Annotated in this window: 12 protein-coding genes; 8 read left to right on the forward strand and 4 right to left on the reverse strand. The window is 27.3% G+C overall.

Translation table 11 applies throughout. The annotated features are described in order from the left end of the window. Nucleotides 1-20 precede the first annotated feature (20 nt). The 3 genes from DIC82_13325 to DIC82_13335 all read left to right on the forward strand — a co-directional run bounded on the left by DIC82_13325 (nucleotide 21) and on the right by DIC82_13335 (nucleotide 5248). Entirely contained in the window at nucleotides 21-2294 is a 2274-nt protein-coding gene (locus DIC82_13325; GenBank protein AWK51936.1) for an AAA family ATPase, read from the forward strand. Between the two features lie 272 nt (nucleotides 2295-2566). Next, nucleotides 2567-4039, forward strand: coding sequence for a chemotaxis protein (locus DIC82_13330; protein AWK53090.1), 1473 nt, complete (start codon nucleotides 2567-2569; stop codon nucleotides 4037-4039). Nucleotides 4040-4327: 288 nt separating this feature from the next. Next, complete coding sequence (locus DIC82_13335) at nucleotides 4328-5248, forward strand: magnesium transporter (protein AWK51937.1); 921 nt, start codon at nucleotides 4328-4330, stop codon at nucleotides 5246-5248. Between the two features lie 231 nt (nucleotides 5249-5479). Here the strand turns inward: DIC82_13335 and cax are convergent, their stop codons facing one another. Further along, a complete protein-coding gene (gene cax, locus DIC82_13340; protein ID AWK51938.1) occupies nucleotides 5480-6526 on the reverse strand; it encodes a calcium/proton exchanger in 1047 nt (348 codons plus the stop codon). Between the two features lie 344 nt (nucleotides 6527-6870). Here cax and DIC82_13345 point away from each other — a divergent pair, with 344 nt between their 5' ends. Both DIC82_13345 and DIC82_13350 read left to right on the forward strand, forming a co-directional pair. Next, on the forward strand, nucleotides 6871-7251 hold the full coding sequence (locus DIC82_13345) for a lactoylglutathione lyase (GenBank protein ID AWK51939.1): 381 nt from the start codon (nucleotides 6871-6873) through the stop codon (nucleotides 7249-7251). Nucleotides 7252-7505: 254 nt separating this feature from the next. Continuing rightward, nucleotides 7506-9539 (forward strand): hypothetical protein, encoded by a 2034-nt coding sequence (locus tag DIC82_13350; GenBank protein ID AWK51940.1) that lies wholly within the window; start codon nucleotides 7506-7508, stop codon nucleotides 9537-9539. 348 nt (nucleotides 9540-9887) lie between these two features. Here the strand turns inward: DIC82_13350 and DIC82_13355 are convergent, their stop codons facing one another. Both DIC82_13355 and fba read right to left on the reverse strand, forming a co-directional pair. After that, on the reverse strand, nucleotides 9888-11237 hold the full coding sequence (locus DIC82_13355) for an iron hydrogenase (protein AWK51941.1): 1350 nt from the start codon (nucleotides 11235-11237) through the stop codon (nucleotides 9888-9890). A gap of 373 nt (nucleotides 11238-11610) precedes the next feature. Continuing rightward, a complete protein-coding gene (fba, locus tag DIC82_13360) occupies nucleotides 11611-12477 on the reverse strand; it encodes a fructose-1,6-bisphosphate aldolase, class II (protein AWK51942.1) in 867 nt (288 codons plus the stop codon). A 330-nt stretch (nucleotides 12478-12807) separates the two neighbouring features. Here fba and DIC82_13365 point away from each other — a divergent pair, with 330 nt between their 5' ends. Both DIC82_13365 and DIC82_13370 read left to right on the forward strand, forming a co-directional pair. After that, on the forward strand, nucleotides 12808-13305 hold the full coding sequence (locus DIC82_13365) for a CarD family transcriptional regulator (protein ID AWK51943.1): 498 nt from the start codon (nucleotides 12808-12810) through the stop codon (nucleotides 13303-13305). Between the two features lie 161 nt (nucleotides 13306-13466). Then, nucleotides 13467-13622: a cytochrome C551 gene (locus DIC82_13370; GenBank protein ID AWK51944.1), complete on the forward strand. Its 156-nt coding sequence runs from the start codon at nucleotides 13467-13469 to the stop codon at nucleotides 13620-13622. A 175-nt stretch (nucleotides 13623-13797) separates the two neighbouring features. Here the strand turns inward: DIC82_13370 and DIC82_13375 are convergent, their stop codons facing one another. Beyond that, on the reverse strand, nucleotides 13798-15288 hold the full coding sequence (locus tag DIC82_13375) for a phytoene desaturase (GenBank protein ID AWK51945.1): 1491 nt from the start codon (nucleotides 15286-15288) through the stop codon (nucleotides 13798-13800). A 260-nt stretch (nucleotides 15289-15548) separates the two neighbouring features. On the opposite strand from DIC82_13375, the gene DIC82_13380 reads away from it, so the two are divergent. Continuing rightward, complete coding sequence (locus DIC82_13380; GenBank protein AWK51946.1) at nucleotides 15549-17057, forward strand: hypothetical protein; 1509 nt, start codon at nucleotides 15549-15551, stop codon at nucleotides 17055-17057. Nucleotides 17058-17197 lie beyond the last annotated feature (140 nt).

A 17197-nucleotide genomic window follows, 5' to 3' on the forward strand; every position in this document is an offset into this window, starting at 1 on the left:
TTCATTATATAAATATTAATATGGATGAGAATTTGAAACAAGAAAGAAAAATATTAGCAGAAAAGAAAAAAGTAATAGAAACAGAATTATATGAAAAAAAGAAAAGCATTGAGGAAATAGAAAAAAAGGTTAGACTTTTAAGCAAAGAAGCAAAAGGAAGTTATAGCGAAGAAAAGCAAACCATTGAAAATATATTTAAGTATGTATCTCAAGATATTGAGAAATATGAGGAGTCATTAAATGAGCCTTATTTTGGTAGAGTAGATTTTAGAGAGCGCACAAGATTTACTGAGAGTATATACATTGGTAAAAAAGGCATAAGTAATAGTAAGGATGGAGAGGAAATAGTTGTTGATTGGAGAGCACCTGTTGCTGATCTTTACTATAGCGGAACAGGCGGAGATTCATATTACACGGCACCAGCTGGAATAATTGAAGGAAAACTAGAATTAAAAAGAAAATTTCTATATAAGGATGGAGATATAGAACGGTTATTTGATGAAGGAATAAACGATATTATTATAAATCAAGAAGAGGGAAATAATTTAGTTGATGAATTTCTAAAAATAAACCTTGAAGAAAATAGAGGGAAAAAATTAAAAGAAGTTGTTGCCACAATTCAAAAGGAACAAAATGAGATAATAAGATGGCCTAAAAATTTACCTATAATAGTGCAAGGCTCAGCAGGTTCGGGAAAAACTACAATAGCATTACATAGATTGGCATATCTCATATATGTATATAAGGAAACAATGAGTGGAGATGAAATTTTAGTTTTGGCTCCTAATAAATTATTTTTAAATTATATTTCAGATATTTTACCTAGTCTTGGAGCTGAAGAAGTTAATCAAAGTACTTTTGAAGAAATGGTATTGTCAAAGCTAAAATTAAAAGGGAAAATATATAATAAAGATGAAAAATTATTAAAAATAATAGAAGAGAAAGATGAACATAAGAAAAAATTAATAGTAAATTCTAGTAAGGTTAAAGGAACAATATTATTTAAAATAATGATTGATAGGTATATTTCATTAGTTGAAATGAAAAACCTTGATATAAAAGATATTAAAGTTTGTAATCAAATATTATTTGGTAAAAATGAAATAAAGAGATTATATCTTAAAGACTTAAAATCTTATCCTATTAATAAGAGAAAAAATGAGATAAAGAAGTATTTCAATTTAAAAATAAAAGGAAGCATTGAAACTTTATTATTACAAATAGATAAAGAATGGGAAAAGCAAATAAGTGAAATTAGAAATAAATATGAAGATTGTGAGGAAAGAAGAAAATCTCTTATAAAGCTATATGAGGAAAGAGACAAAATAAAGGATGAGGTAAAGAAGAATAGTAAAAAAGAATTTAATGCTTATTTCAAAGACTGGAAAGAAGTAAACTCAAGAGATATTTATTATAATTTCTATAATGATGAGGATTTATTTGATTTAGCTACTAACAACAAAATACCGAAAGTTTTAGCACAATATATGAAGGAAGAATTTAATAGTAACTATGAAAGTAATATAATTGATGAGGATGATTTAGCAGCTCTTGCATACATAAGAATTTTACTTGATGGAGTAGATGAAAAAGAAGAGTTTAAATATATTATAGTAGATGAGGCTCAAGATTACAGCCCATTTCAAGTTTATTTGGTTAATAGATTTGCTAAAGGTAATGCATTAACATTAGTAGGAGATTTAGCTCAGGGAATTTATTATTATAAAGGACTAAAAACGTGGGAAGATATAACAGAACAAGTTTTTGGAGGTAATGCAACTTATATTCAATTGACCCAAAGTTATAGATCTACTGTTGAAATAATAGATTTTGCTAAAAAGACATTAAATTCTCAAAATTTAGGACTTAAGGATGCTAAACCAGTTCTAAGACATGGCACAAAACCTCAAATAATGAAAATCAAAGATGATGAAGAATATTGTGCTACAATAGAAGAAATCATAAGTAATGTAAAAGAAGATGGAAAACGTACTATAGCCGTAATAACAAAGGATAGCTCAGAAGCATCAAAAATACATAAAATTCTAAAGAAGAAAAGCATGTATGCTTTTGAATTAATAGAAGGTAAAGAGAACAAATTAGATGAAGAGTTAATAGTAATCCCTTCATATTTAACAAAAGGATTAGAATTTGATTGCACTATAATACTAAATCCAAGTGAAGAAAATTATAAAGAGAATACATTAGATCAAAGATTATTATATGTTTCATTAACTAGAGCTCTACATTTAGAATATATAATTGAAAAAGATAAGATTACAAAGTTGATTTGATGATGTTTATATGCAAAGAAGCTATATAAGTAAAAATCGTATCTATAATTAAGGTAACTAAATTTATATTTAACTAAAGGTTTCTTTCTTAAATTGTCAGTAGGATATCCAATAGTAGGTAATGCAAAAGTTGTAGCCTACATATCCAATTAGTATTTATAAATATTGAATTATAATGCTAATATTTATATACTTAAATAGAAATAGTATAAATTTTAAAATTGAATATTTCTAAATATATTTATCGTATTAAAACAGGAGGAATAGTTATGATGAAATTTTTTAAAAAAGCCCCTTGTCATGAAGCAGTTTGTATAATTAAAAATGTTGAAGATAGACTTAATGGGAAAATAGTTGAAAACCCTAAGGTAGATTATCCTATTCATAAAACATTGTTTAAACACTTTGATAGACTTTTAGAAAGTGAAAAGAAAATGTCAATGGATTCTAAAAGAATGTTGAATACTACTGCTTCATTAAGTGACTTTGATGTTAAAACAACATATTCGGCTAATAAACTAATTGATTTTGCAAAGGATATGTCAATGGTAAGTGAATCTAATCTTGCCATAGTAGAAGAAATTACTGCAAGTATGGATCAAGTAAATAATTCGATAAGTCATACTTCAGAAACAATGAATCAGCTAGCTCTAGACTCAAAGGCTTTAGTTGAAAAAAATGATGAAAGTATATTTCAATTAAATGAGGTTAAGATATTAAAAGGAAATGTTATAGAAGATATAACTACAATGAATGTACAAATAAAACAGCTAGTTGATATGGCTGTTAAAGTAAATGAAATAGTAAATGGAGTTGAAGAAATAGCAGAGCAAACAAATTTGTTAGCTTTAAATGCATCTATTGAAGCTGCACGGGCAGGTGAGTTCGGTAAGGGTTTTGCGGTTGTGGCTGATGAAATTAGAAAATTAGCAGATAGTACTAAAACAAACTTAGATGATATGAGAGTTTTTGTGAACAATATACATAAAGCGGCCACCGGTGGGAGAGAAAGTATGGAGAATACAATTAAATCCACTAACAATATGAATTCAAAGTTGGATTCAATAAATGATACAATCGAAGAAAATGTATCACTTTTGAAAGAGACAATTAAAGACGTTGATGAAATGTCAGAGTCAATGGGAGATATAAAAGAAGCAACAAAACAAATAAATTTAGCTATGGAGTCATCTGCTAAAGATGCAGAAAAGTTAAACTATATGACACAAGAAATTCATGCTGATGCTACTCAAAGTGCTAAAAATGCAAAACAAATATCCCAAATTGATGATGAGCTTAGTGATATTGTAAGAGAGATGATATCATCTCTAAATGGTGGAATTAATGCCATAACTAATGAGGAGTTGTTAAGCAATCTCTCAAAGGCTAAAGAAAGCCATAACAATTGGATGATAAATTTAAAGCGAATTGTAGATGAAATGAAAACTTATCCTATTCAAACCAATTCAAAAAAATGTGTTTTTGGGCATTTTTATCATTCTATTAATATAACTCATCCTGATGTAGTTAAGGAGTGGACAACCATTGATAAAGTGCATCATGAATTACATAGTATTGGTATAAAGATGATTGATGCAGTTAATGTAAATAATCAAGCAAAAGCAAAAGACTTATATTTACAAGCTGAGAAATTATCAAAAGAGATATTTATCCATATAGATAACACTATTAAAGCTATTGAAACAAACTCTAAGCTGGGAGTAGAAGTATTACAAGTTATTTAATTAAGATTGTAGTTAGAACTAAAAGTTTAGAAAAATTTAAAGAAAAAATAATATTAATCACATAGATATAAGACAGCAAAATCTAAATAAAAATTTATCCTTAAGAAGTATTAGTTGGAATTTTATACTATGTGAACAGGAGATTTAAATTAACATGTGAATTTAGCAGAGAGTTAAAAACTCTCTGTTTTTGCTTTTTTAGATAATAATAAGAATTAGAACTACATTGTTAATAATCAATCATTTATGATAAAATATAGTAAAATAATGAAAAACAGGTGAGCATTAATGATATATTCTTTAAATAATGATACTTTAATGGAAGACTCTATTGATAATATAAATTTAAATAATAGTAAACAATTTGTTTGTGTTATTACATTTGAACAATTGGAATCATTAGCTGAAAAGCTTAATATAAATGAAAAGATATTTTATGAATGCTTGAATGGAAGATCATCTAAGTTTGAAAGTTATGAGGGATTTGACTATATATCTCTAAAAATCCCAATGATTAATGATGTATTAAAACATTCAAAGAAAGTATGTATATTTTTCACAAAAAATCTTCTCGTGTTTATATGTGACAAAGAACCGGTTTTAGATGATATAATCTCAAAAACTAAGTCTGGAGAGATTAAATTCACAAATCTTGGTAAGATGCTTTATATATTCTTTGATAGACTTACATCGGAGGATACATATTTCATTGAAAATATTGAACAAGAAATTGCAGAGCTTGAAGAAGGATTGATAACATCAAAAAAAGACAATTATTTAAACAAAATAATTATTCTTAGAAAAAAATTGTTAAAGTTAAAACGTTACTATGAACGATTCTTAAATATTGCAGAATGTATTGAAGAAAATGATAATAATCTTATAGATAAAAAAACAATTAAATATTTTAGAATGTTTACTAATCGAATTAATAGATTGTATCAAGGCGTAAATAATTTAAGAGATTATGTTACACAAGTTAGGGAAGCATATCAAGCTCAGGTAGATATAAATCAAAATACTTTAATGAAGCTTTTTACAGTTGTTACAACAATATTTTTACCACTTACTCTTATAGTAGGATGGTATGGAATGAATTTTAATATGCCAGAATATAACTTAAACTATGGTTATCCAATTGTTATAGCAATATGTATTACCGTAGTTATTATATGTGTTGTTTGGTTTAAGAAAAATGAATGGTTTTAATAATAAATGAAATTCAATATACGATTTCAATCAGTTTCATAATTTAAATATTGTTCATCTTTTTTATTAGTGAAATTTCCATTAGATAATAAAGTTAAAGAAGTAAATTGAAATTTAGATATCTATATTGGAATTTATTTTATAAAGAGGGTATATACTAAACAAATTTTAATATATACCCTCAATTAAATTATATTTAAATACTATTTTTAGTTGTGAACCATATAATACCTATAAAATAAAGAAGGAAGCTGCAATTATCAAATATACAGCAAGGAGTTGAACGCCTTCTAACCAGTTAGATTCTGCATCATTTGATACTCTATTAGCTATTAGAACTGCAACTATAAGTGCTATTAATTCAAATTCATTAAATTTAATACTCATAGGAGTAAATAATAAACTTATAAATATTAATACAGGAGTAACAAATAATATTATTTGTAAACTAGAGCCTAGAGCAATTTCTAAAGCTACATCCATTTTATTTTTCATTGCCATAACAATAGCTGTACTATGCTCAGCAGCATTTCCTATTATAGGAATTAATATTATACCTACAAAAAATTCACTAAGGCCTAAACTTTCAGTTATAGGTTCTATACCACTAACTAAAAATTCACTTTCTATAGCTATTAATACAGTAGCAACAACTAATACTGTTATTGCTTTATTTAAAGTCCACTTAGCTGTGCTACCTTCTTCTTCAGAACTAACTGTATATATATGTTTATGTGTGAAGAATGAAAAAATTAAGCTTAATATGTATATGATAATCATTATTACTGCAACAAATATACTTAAGCCCTCATATCTTGTATTTAATAGAGTTGGGTCTACAGTATGGGTAAATAATGCAGGGATGCACAAACCAACAACTGCAAATAATAACATACTTGAAGAAACTTCAACAACTTTTTTGTTAAAAGTTTGAGTTTTAAATTTTAATCCTCCAGCAAGCATACTGGCGCCAAGAACCAATAAAACATTTCCTATTACAGAACCAGCTATGGAAGATTTAACTACTTCAAAAAGTCCTTCCTTAAGAGCAAAAAATGATATTATAAGTTCTGTAGCATTTCCAAATGTACCATTTAAAAATCCACCTATTTTAGGACCAGAATAAAATGAAATTTCCTCAGTTCCTTCCCCCATAAGTCCCGCCAAAGGGATTATGGATAACGCTGCGAGTATAAACATTATTGATGGGGATGCATGCATAAATTCAGCTATAAAACTTATTGGAACAAATACAAGCATATACTTTAATATCTTCATGAATTGTACCTCCTTGTTTAATTATTATAAACTAGAATATTAACTATATTCAAATTTTATAAAAAGAAATATTAATTAATAAATTATAAGTGTGCATACATATAGTATTATAATGCATTAATTCATATTATACTATATTTTACTATTTACCAGAGTAATTTAAGCACTTAAAAACACATATTTGTAATTTAAAAGTATTTTTAGATTGCAATTTATATGTTATATTAAGATAGTTAATATATTGTATTTATGAAAAAACAATATTAAAGCTGAAAAAACTAACATTTTTTTAAAATGAAATGTTATAACTTGCATAACATTATTATAATCAAGGAGGTACTGATATGTCAGTAAAAATGTTACATACGTGTATAAGAGTTAAAAATTTAGAGGAATCTTTAAAATTTTATAGAGATGGATTAGGTCTTATAGAAACTAGGAAAAAAGATTTTCCAGAATATAAGTTTACTCTTGTTTATTTATCAAATGAAATTGGTGGATATGAAATTGAACTTACATATAATTATGATGTAGAAAAGCCTTATGAAGTTGGAAATGGATTTAGCCATACTGCTATTGGAGTGGAAAATTTAGAAGAATTCAGGGAAAACCATATAGCACTAGGATATGAAGTTACTGATTTAAAAGGATTACCAGGTGAAAAACCGGGTTATTATTTCGTAACTGATCCAGATGGATATAAAGTTGAAGTTATAAGAATATAAGGCATATTAAAGTGACAAATCAGCATACTAATCTATTTTTAGCATGAATTTGTTATTTTCTTTTATAATAGTAAATAAAAGAGCTGTTTCAAAAATTAGTTAGTTTAAATTAAATTTTGTATTTTAATTTTATGACTTAAACTTGTGAAACAGCTCTTTTTCTTATTGACATAATGTGGAATATAAATGTGTTTTTATATAAACTCATATGATATAATTCATTTAGAAACTAAAGTAGAGGAGGGTATAGTTATATGGATAAAAAGAAAAATATTTATTTATTTATTGGTGTGGGAATTGTAATTATTCCACTTATAGCATGTGGAATTGCATTATTTATGTATAATAAATCACATAAACCTGAATATAAATTGACCGAATATATGAATTTAATAAATGCAAAAGAATACGATAAAATGTATGAATTAACTGATAGTGAGACAAAGCAAAAACTTTCTAAAGATGACTTTATTGCAAGAAATAAAAATATATATGAAGGTATTCAAGCAAGTGATATTAAGGTCGAAATTAAAAATGTTGAAAATAAGAGCAATGTAGCAATGATTAATTACGAAACAACTATGAATACTTTATGTGGAGAATTGGAATTTTTAAATACTGTAACTATGACAAGGGATATAGGCAAAGATTATACAGTTAAGTGGAATTCAAAAGTTATATTTCCAGAGTTAACAGATAACGACAAGCTTAGAGTAAAATCTATAAAATCTAAAAGAGGAGATATTATAGATAGAAATGGAGCAATGATTGCAACAGATTCAGTTTCTTCTAACGTAGGCATTGTCCCAGGAAACTTAGGTGATAATAAAGAGAACTCTATTAATGAAATTGCTAAATTATTAGAAACCTCTGTTGAATATATAAATAGTCAATTAGGTGCAGCATATGTAAAGCCAGATATGTTCATTCCTATAAAGGCAATACCATATGGTGATGAAAGAATTCCAAGTTTACTTAAGATTTCAGGGGTTCAGATTAATGACAAGGATGCAAGAATATATCCATTAGGTGCTCAAGCTGCTCATTTGACAGGATATGTCCAATCTATAAATGCTGATGAATTAGAAAAACACAAGGATGAAGAATATACTGAAAATTCTTTGATTGGTAAATCTGGACTTGAAAAAGCATATGAAGAAAGTCTTAGAGGAATAGATGGAGCAGAAATATATATTCAAAATAAAGAAGGAGAGAAAAAAATATCTCTTATAACTAAAGAAGTTAAAAATGGTTCTGATTTAAAATTAACTATTGATAATAATATGCAAAGTTTGTTATATAATCAACTAGAGAAAGATAAGGGATCTTCAGTTGCTATGAATCCTAATAATGGTGAAATTTTAGCACTTGTAAGTACTCCATCATATGATCCTAATGATTTTATTTTGGGTATGTCTAATGATAAGTGGAATAACTTAAATAATGATCCGAGTAAGCCTTTATATAATAGATTCCAAGCAACAGCAGCGCCTGGTTCATCTTTTAAACCAATTACTGCAGTTATTGGAGTTGATACTAAAAAACTTGATCCAAATGTTAATAAAAATATAAGTGGTCTTAGTTGGCAAAAAGATAAGAGTTGGGGAAATTATTCTGTTACAAGAGTAAGTAATTACGGTGGGAATTCTAATCTTTTAAATGCTCTTGTTTATTCAGATAACATTTATTTTGCACAGGCAGCATTAGACATAGGAAAGGACACGTTTAAAGACAAGCTAAATAGTTTTGGATTTTCAGAAAAAATTCCATTTGAATATCCATTATATAATTCACAATTTTCAAGTGATAAAAATTTTAAAACAGAAGTTCAATTAGCTGATAGCGGATATGGACAAGGCGAAGTATTAGTAAATCCAGTTCATTTAGCGTCCCTATATACAATGTTCCAAAACGAAGGTAACATATTGACTCCGTATCTTGTATACAATAAAAATGCAGAAAATAAAACTTGGAAATCAAATGCTGTATCTAAGGATTCTGCAAATATAGTTCTACAAGATTTAATACAAGTAGTAGAAAATCCAAGTGGTACAGGTCATGCTGCATTTACTAGCGGATTAACTATAGCGGGAAAAACAGGAACAGCAGAAAAAAAGGCTACACAAGATGATACTACTGGAACAGAGCTTGGATGGTTTGTAGGTATGACTACAAATAAAGCGCCAAATAATTTATTAGTGGTTATGATGGCTGAAGATGTTAAAGACAAAGGAGGTAGTCACTATGTAGTTCCTAAGGTAAAAAAAGCATTAGAGACAGTAAAATAATATATTTTCTCTAAGTACATTTCTGCTGAAATAATGAGTAAAGTATTTTTCCAGTTACTGAAGATTTCCACAAAAGCATGCCCCTTATTTCTAGTTGGGTATATATTTATAGTGTAAGTATAGTAAATATTGAATATAGTACTAATTATAAAGTTATTTTAAAGTGTCAATGTTTAATTCTCATATAATCACTAAAGCTAAAAGGTCCCATTCTAGTATCCTAATATAATTGGATACTAGAACGGGACCTCTTAGTTTTCTAATTTGCATATTTTTCAAAATACCCAGGGATTGTTTGTTAATTGACAATTAAATATTGTTAATTCTCAATAGAATTCCAGGGCATAATTAAAATTTACGTTCAAAAATCCTGATTTTTTCACTATCATGAAAATCATCTATGGAATTTATATCAAGTTTTTCTAAGACGTTATCAATGATGTTACTATGAACAGGTACTTTAATAGGAGAGGCGTAAGCAAAATCCTCAGCAGCTATTTTACCTTGTTCAGGAGGTATAATAGCTTTTGGACCACCTACGCATCCACCAACACAACCCATACCTTCAATAAAGTTTGCATCGATATTACCTTTTAGAGCATCTCCAAGAAGTTCTTTACATTCTTTAACACCAGAGGCTTTAATTGCTTTAAAAAATTTGTATTTATCAGGATAAAGTTCTTCTATGGTTTCAGAAACAGCAATTGAAACACCTCCACTACGAGCATATAATCTTCCACCTCTTGAAGCATACTCAAGAGAAGGAATACCTTCTAATTTTCCTGGATCAATATTTAAAGTTTTAAATATTTCATAGAGTTCTTGAAATGTAAGTACAAAATCAACATCACCAATTAAATCTCTATCCTTAGCTTCTGCTTTTTTTGCAATACATGGTCCAATAAAAACTACTTTTGCATCTTTATTAAGTTTTTTTATAATACGTGCAGCAGCAATCATAGGGGAGACAGAAGGTGATAAATCAGGAATAAGCTCATTATAAACTTTTTTTAACATTCCAATCCAGATTGGGCAACAACATGAAGTTATCATTAAGTCATTAGGACCATGTACATGTTTATCAAATTCAACTGATTCTTTTATGGTTAATATATCAGCAGCAAATGCAACTTCTATCATATCAGTAAAACCAATTTTCATAAACGCTGCTCTCAATTTATCCATAGTTACATTGTCACCAAATTGACCACTAATAGCAGGAGCAACAGCAGCAATAACTGTTTTATTATTCTTTATTAAATCTACAATAGGAAGAAACTCAACTTTATCTAAAAAAAGTCCATTTTTACAAGAATCTACGCATAGTCCACAACTAAGACAACGATCAGTATCTATGTAAGTAGATTTTTCTTGTTCATTATAAAGGATTGCATCAAAGGGACAAGACGCTTGGCAATCAAATTTACCATTTTTATCTTTAGTACATGATGCAGAGCAATCTTTAAGTTTTTCAATTAATCTTTTATTAATGGTATATTCTGTTATTGCTTTTTTCAAATTATATACATAATTATTGTCAAATTTAATATTAACTCCACATAAAGATGAAATAATAGCGAAAGTTTCTTGTGGAGATTTTTCGTGACATACCATAATACGTGTAAGAGCTTCATCAAAATTACCTTCATAATAGGATTTAACTAATTCATCAAATAAATCATTATACTTGTTATTCATTAAGACACCTCCAAATTACAAGAGAAGAATACTATATATAGTATGCATTTATTTTCTAATAAAAATACATAATTTAAAAGAAGTCAAAACATGTAGAGTATTTTAAAATATAAATAGATAATAAGAAAATATTTAATAATAGAAGGAAAAGGTTATATACATGTAGAAGTAAATTTGATAAAAATAAGATTACCTTATTTATTAAAGAAGGAATGTTTATTTAATAATATGATTTTAATAAGGAGATGTTGAGTGTTTATATATATTTAAAAACAGGTCATTTGAAATAATTCAAAATGTTGGATAGGAGAATGACATAAAAGGTAAATACAAAAAGGAGCATCTAACAGATGCTCCTTTTATATAAATACAATTATGCTTGGTTTATTGAACCAAATAATTGCATTTTTTCCTTAACACAAGTTTTGATAGCTTCGAATCCAGGATTTAATAATTTTCTTGGGTCAAATCCTTTTCCTTCTAAGTCTTTTCCAGCTTCGATATATTTTCTAGTAGCTTCTTGGAATACTAATTGACATTCAGTGTTAACGTTGATCTTAGCAACTCCTAAAGATATAGCCTTTTTAATCATATCTTCTGGAATTCCAGTACCACCATGTAATACTAATGGCATAGAAGTTCCAACTGCTGCTTCGATTTTAGCTAATGCTTCAAAATCTAATCCAGCCCAATTAGAAGGATATTTTCCATGGATGTTTCCGATTCCAGCAGCTAACATAGTAACTCCTAAATCAGCGATTTGCTTACATTCATTTTCATCAGCAACTTCACCTTTTCCTACAACTCCATCTTCTTCTCCACCGATTGAACCAACTTCTGCTTCTAAAGAAAGTCCTTTAGCATTAGTTATAGCAACTAATTCTTTAGTTTTTTCTATATTTTCAGCTATTGGATAGTGTGATCCATCAAACATGATTGATGAGAATCCAGCTTCTATACAAGCTTTAGCTCCTTCATAGCTACCGTGATCTAAGTGTAATGCAACTGGTACAGTGATTTTTAATTCTTCAATCATAGCTGAAACCATAGCAGATACAGTCTTGTATCCAGTCATATACTTTCCAGCACCTTCAGATACACCTAAGATAACTGGTGAATTATTTTCTTGTGCAGTTAGAAGTACAGCTTTAGTCCATTCTAAGTTGTTTATGTTGAATTGACCAACTGCATATTTTCCTTCTCTAGCTTTGTTTAACATTTCTTTAGCTGATGTTAACATTTTACGACCTCCGTATAATTTGTATTTATTATAATAATTATAATATCTTAAGGAAACTTATTATTAAATTTATATATCAAATTTCCTTTTTCAAACTCATTATACTCTAAAATTCATCATATGAAAACACAAAAAAAGAAAATTCTTCTATTGTACTATTGATGTTTGTTATGTAGTATGGTTTTTAAAAAATATAATTAAATATGCTAAGTGGTAAATTTTTCATGAAGCATATTGACATGCTATTATATTAATGATAAAATAAAATTTTGCAAAAATTAGTTAGTATGTTATACTTTATATAAGAATACTAATACAGGAGGTAATTATTTGTTTAATATAGGAGATAAAATTGTCTATCCAAATCAAGGTATTGGGGTAATTGACATAATAGAAGAAAAAGAATTTAAAGGTGAAAAAGAAAAGTATTATACTATACATTTATTTAATAATACTATGAAATTAACGCTACCATTTAGTAGAGTGGAACCATCAAATATGAGATTAATAAGTGATTCTAAAACCTTAGATAATAGTTTGAATAATATTGATCAGTTTTTAGATGATACAGGAGAATTTTCTAAAGTGAATTTTAAAGAAAGAAAAGCCATTAATGAAGTAAAAATAAAATCAGGAACTTTAGAGGATTATCTTGAAGTAATATGTAATCTTACTCAACTTAAGATGGAACATACTTTAAATTCAAGTGAAAAACAAATGTTAAATAGTACAAAAAAAATAGTGATAGAAGAAATATCTCAATCAAAAAACTTATCAAATGATGAAGCAACAAGTTTATTGGATTTTTCTATGGTATTTGAAAATTAACAAGGAGTCCTAAAACAAAAAAAGTCTTGCTATTTCATTGAAACCTGTTATAATTAAGAATGTAAGTCAAAAAAAAAGGTTTTTTATAGATATGTAAACTTCTCCTTTTGAGAATTATATAAATCAATATATTAATCTTTACTAAAAAGGAGGAACTTTATATGAACGATAAAACTTTAGTATGCAGAGATTGTGGAAATGAATTTGTTTTCACAACAGGAGAACAAGAATTCTACCAAGAAAAAGGATTCACTAATGAACCTACAAGATGTATAGATTGTAGAAGAATTAAAAAAGAACAAAATAACAGAAGATAATTCTGTTTTATTTTAAGAGTCATAAGATTTTCTTATGACTCTTTTTGATGTATAAAAATATAAAATTTTCGTAAAATTAAAAAAACAATACAAAACTAAATTTATGATGAAATAATATGTTTACTCGTAAATATTTTTTTACTTGGAGACGCCTAATAAATATGTATTAATAATTTCAAAGAACTTTCAGAATATTATCCATGCAAATTTTTGAAGATTTGATTACCATAGAAACACCATTTCCAGGATGAATTGAAGCACCAGTAAAAAATAGATTTTTAATATGTGGAATTTCACACTGAGGTCTAAAGATATTCGTCTGTTTTAATGTGTGGCTTAGAGCAAATGCAGAACCACCATAAGTATTAAAGTTATCTTTTAGGACTACTGGGGTTAAATAATCTTGAAATAATATATGTTCTCTAATATCTTCAACACCTTTTATAGATGATAAAATATTTAAAAGTTTTTCACTCATGTTTTTAATCGTTTCTACATTCCAAATAATATTACCTTCTAATAAATTTGGAACTCTAACAATTACATTAATAGTTTCACATCCACTAGGGCAAACAGTAGAGTCTATGGCACTAGGACAATAAATGTAAAGGGAAGGATCTATTGATAGTTCACCTTTAAAACACGAATTAATATTATTTTTAAAGTTTTTATTTATATAAATATTATTGACTTCGAGAGTGGGATACTTTTTATTTAGAGCTAAGTATAAAATAAAAGTTGAGCAAGAATAGTCCATATCTTTTACGGGTTTAATGAATTTTTTTATTTCTTTATCTTTAATAAGATTATCTATAGTATAAGAATAATCACTACTACAAATAACTATATCGCAATCAATTTTTTTACCATTAACTACAACACCAACTGCTTTATTATTATCAAATAGTATTTCATCAACAGGAGATGAAGTATAAATTGTTCCATCTTGTTCTAAGATGAGTTTCTCTAAAGCTTTTATATATGAGTACATTCCACCTTCTATATGATATAATCCTTCTATTTGAGATACAGCCGGTATTGCATTATATATATTTGATGATTCATAAGGTGATACTCCAATATACATAGTTTGAAACATAAGGTAATGTAGTAATTTTTTGTTATAAATATATTTCCTACAACATTTATAAGCAGAAGGGAGTGGGTGTAATTCAAGTCCTTTACATAATGTTAATGGATTAAAGAAATTAATTTGTTTTATAAAGCTTTTATTTAAAAAATACTTGTTAGAAAGATTGTATTTCTCATAGCTATAAGATAAAAAATTAAAATAACCAGAGATTTGTTTAACATCATTATTTGTAATTTCACTTAGAGTTAATGATAAAGAGGATAAATCATTTGGAAATTTATATACGCTTTGATCATTAAAGAATACTTTATATAACGGATTGAGTGGAATAAGAGAAAAGTAGTTTTTATAATTTTTATTACAATAATCAAAAATTTCAATATAATCTTTATAAAACATTAAAAGTGAAGCAGTTAAATCAAATTTAAAATCATCATGACTTAGTAAATTAGTTTTTCCACCAATAATCAAATTCTTCTCAAAAATTTTAACTTTAAAACCTTTAGATAAGAGACGCGCAGATATAGAAAGCCCTCCAAGTCCAGAACCTATTACAATTGCTTTTTTATTCATATTGTACTCACTCCTATGTTTATATAAAATATTTTTTTATAATAGATGTATACGAATGAAATGCCAATCTATCTTAAGTATAATCAAAATTAGAAAATTAATACTACAAATTTATTGAAGAAAAGTCATAGATTACGTTAATGGTTTTTCTGAAAATAAATATTTTAGTATTTATCATAAATCTAAATTTACAATGTAAAATATTTATGTAATAATATAATAATGAATTTTTATAATATAAGAGTGAAGTGAGGAAGCATATGAACATAGGATTTGATCATGTAAAATATTTAGAAGAACAATCAAAGTATATTTTAGAAAGAGTTAATAATTATGATAAGCTTTATTTAGAGTTTGGAGGAAAGCTTTTTAATGACAGACATGCCATGAGAGTACTCCCAGGATTTGATGAAAATGCAAAAGTTAAATTATTACATAAATTAAGAGATAAAGTAGAAGTTATAATATGTGTTTATGCAGGAGACATAGAAAGAAATAAAATAAGAGGAGACTTTGGAATTACATATGACATGGATGTCTTAAGACTTATTGATGATTTAAGACAATATGACCTTCAAGTAAATAGTGTAGTTATTACTAGATATACTGGACAACCAGCAACAACAGTATTTATAAATAAGCTTGAAAGACGTGGTATAAAGGTATATACTCATGAACCAACTGAGGGATACCCAACAGAAGTAGACACTATAGTTAGTGAAAATGGATATGGTAAGAATCCATATATAGAAACAACTAAGCCAATAGTTGTAGTTACAGCACCAGGTCCTGGTAGTGGAAAACTTGCTACATGTTTAAGTCAGTTATATCATGAGCATAAAAGAGGAAATGCTGCAGGATATTCAAAATTTGAAACTTTTCCTGTTTGGAATGTTCCATTAAAGCATCCCTTAAACATTGCTTATGAAGCTGCAACTGTGGATTTAAAGGATATTAATTTAATAGATTCTTTCCATATGGATGCATACAACAAAGTTACTGTTAATTATAATAGAGATATAGAAACATTCCCTGTCTTAAAGAGAATGATAGAAAAGATAACTCAAAAAGAATCAATTTATAAATCACCAACAGATATGGGTGTTAATAGAGTTGGCTTCGGAATAATTAATGATAATGTTGTAAAAGAAGCATCTAAGCAAGAAATAATAAGAAGATATTTTAAAACTGGATGTGAATATAAAAAAGGCTATGCAGATAAAGAAACATTTAATAGAGCAAAGCTTATAATGGAAGAAGTAGATCTTAAGGAAACAGATAGAAAAGTAGTCACTCCTGCTAGAGAAAAGAGTGCAAAGCTTAGGGAAAATACAAATGATAATGATGTATGCCCAGTAGTTGCATTGGAACTAGAAGATGGAACAATACTGACTGGAAAAAATTCAGAATTAATGAATGGAACAGCAGCTGTAGTTATAAATGCAATAAAACATTTAGCTAATATTAATGATGAGATATTTTTAATATCACCGGCAATACTTGAACCAATAATAAATCTAAAATCTAAAACCTTTAAGGAAAGAAATTTATCACTTAGCTTAGAAGAAGTGCTTATAGCATTAAGTATTTCAGGTGCAACCAATCCCGTAGCAGCAGTGGCTATGGAAAAATTAAGCTTATTAAAGGGTTGTCAAGCACATTCAACAACTATTCTTTCAAGAACAGATGAACTAACATTCGGAAAAATGGGGATAGAAGTGACTTCTGATCCAAATTATCCAACAGAAAGTTTATATTATAACAATTAGTAATTTTATTTTCAGTATTAAAAAAGGTTGTTTAAACCAACAACTTTTTTTGTTTTGTAAAAGTAAAATAATATTTTTGTTTTATAGATAAAATGTAAGAATTTAAAAGATTTATAATAGAAGACATAAATATATTTGAT

The organism is Clostridium beijerinckii (assembly GCA_003129525.1).
Taxonomy (GTDB): domain Bacteria; phylum Bacillota; class Clostridia; order Clostridiales; family Clostridiaceae; genus Clostridium; species Clostridium beijerinckii_D.

Coding starts and splice junctions, on each gene's coding strand:
- DIC82_13325 (AWK51936.1), top strand. CDS start 21: ATGGATGAGAATTTGAAACAAGAAAGAAAAATATTAGCAGAAAAGAAA.
- DIC82_13330 (AWK53090.1), top strand. CDS start 2,567: ATGAAATTTTTTAAAAAAGCCCCTTGTCATGAAGCAGTTTGTATAATT.
- DIC82_13335 (AWK51937.1), top strand. CDS start 4,328: ATGATATATTCTTTAAATAATGATACTTTAATGGAAGACTCTATTGAT.
- cax (AWK51938.1), bottom strand. CDS start 6,526: ATGAAGATATTAAAGTATATGCTTGTATTTGTTCCAATAAGTTTTATA.
- DIC82_13345 (AWK51939.1), top strand. CDS start 6,871: ATGTCAGTAAAAATGTTACATACGTGTATAAGAGTTAAAAATTTAGAG.
- DIC82_13350 (AWK51940.1), top strand. CDS start 7,506: ATGGATAAAAAGAAAAATATTTATTTATTTATTGGTGTGGGAATTGTA.
- DIC82_13355 (AWK51941.1), bottom strand. CDS start 11,237: ATGAATAACAAGTATAATGATTTATTTGATGAATTAGTTAAATCCTAT.
- fba (AWK51942.1), bottom strand. CDS start 12,477: ATGTTAACATCAGCTAAAGAAATGTTAAACAAAGCTAGAGAAGGAAAA.
- DIC82_13370 (AWK51944.1), top strand. CDS start 13,467: ATGAACGATAAAACTTTAGTATGCAGAGATTGTGGAAATGAATTTGTT.
- DIC82_13375 (AWK51945.1), bottom strand. CDS start 15,288: ATGAATAAAAAAGCAATTGTAATAGGTTCTGGACTTGGAGGGCTTTCT.
- DIC82_13380 (AWK51946.1), top strand. CDS start 15,549: ATGAACATAGGATTTGATCATGTAAAATATTTAGAAGAACAATCAAAG.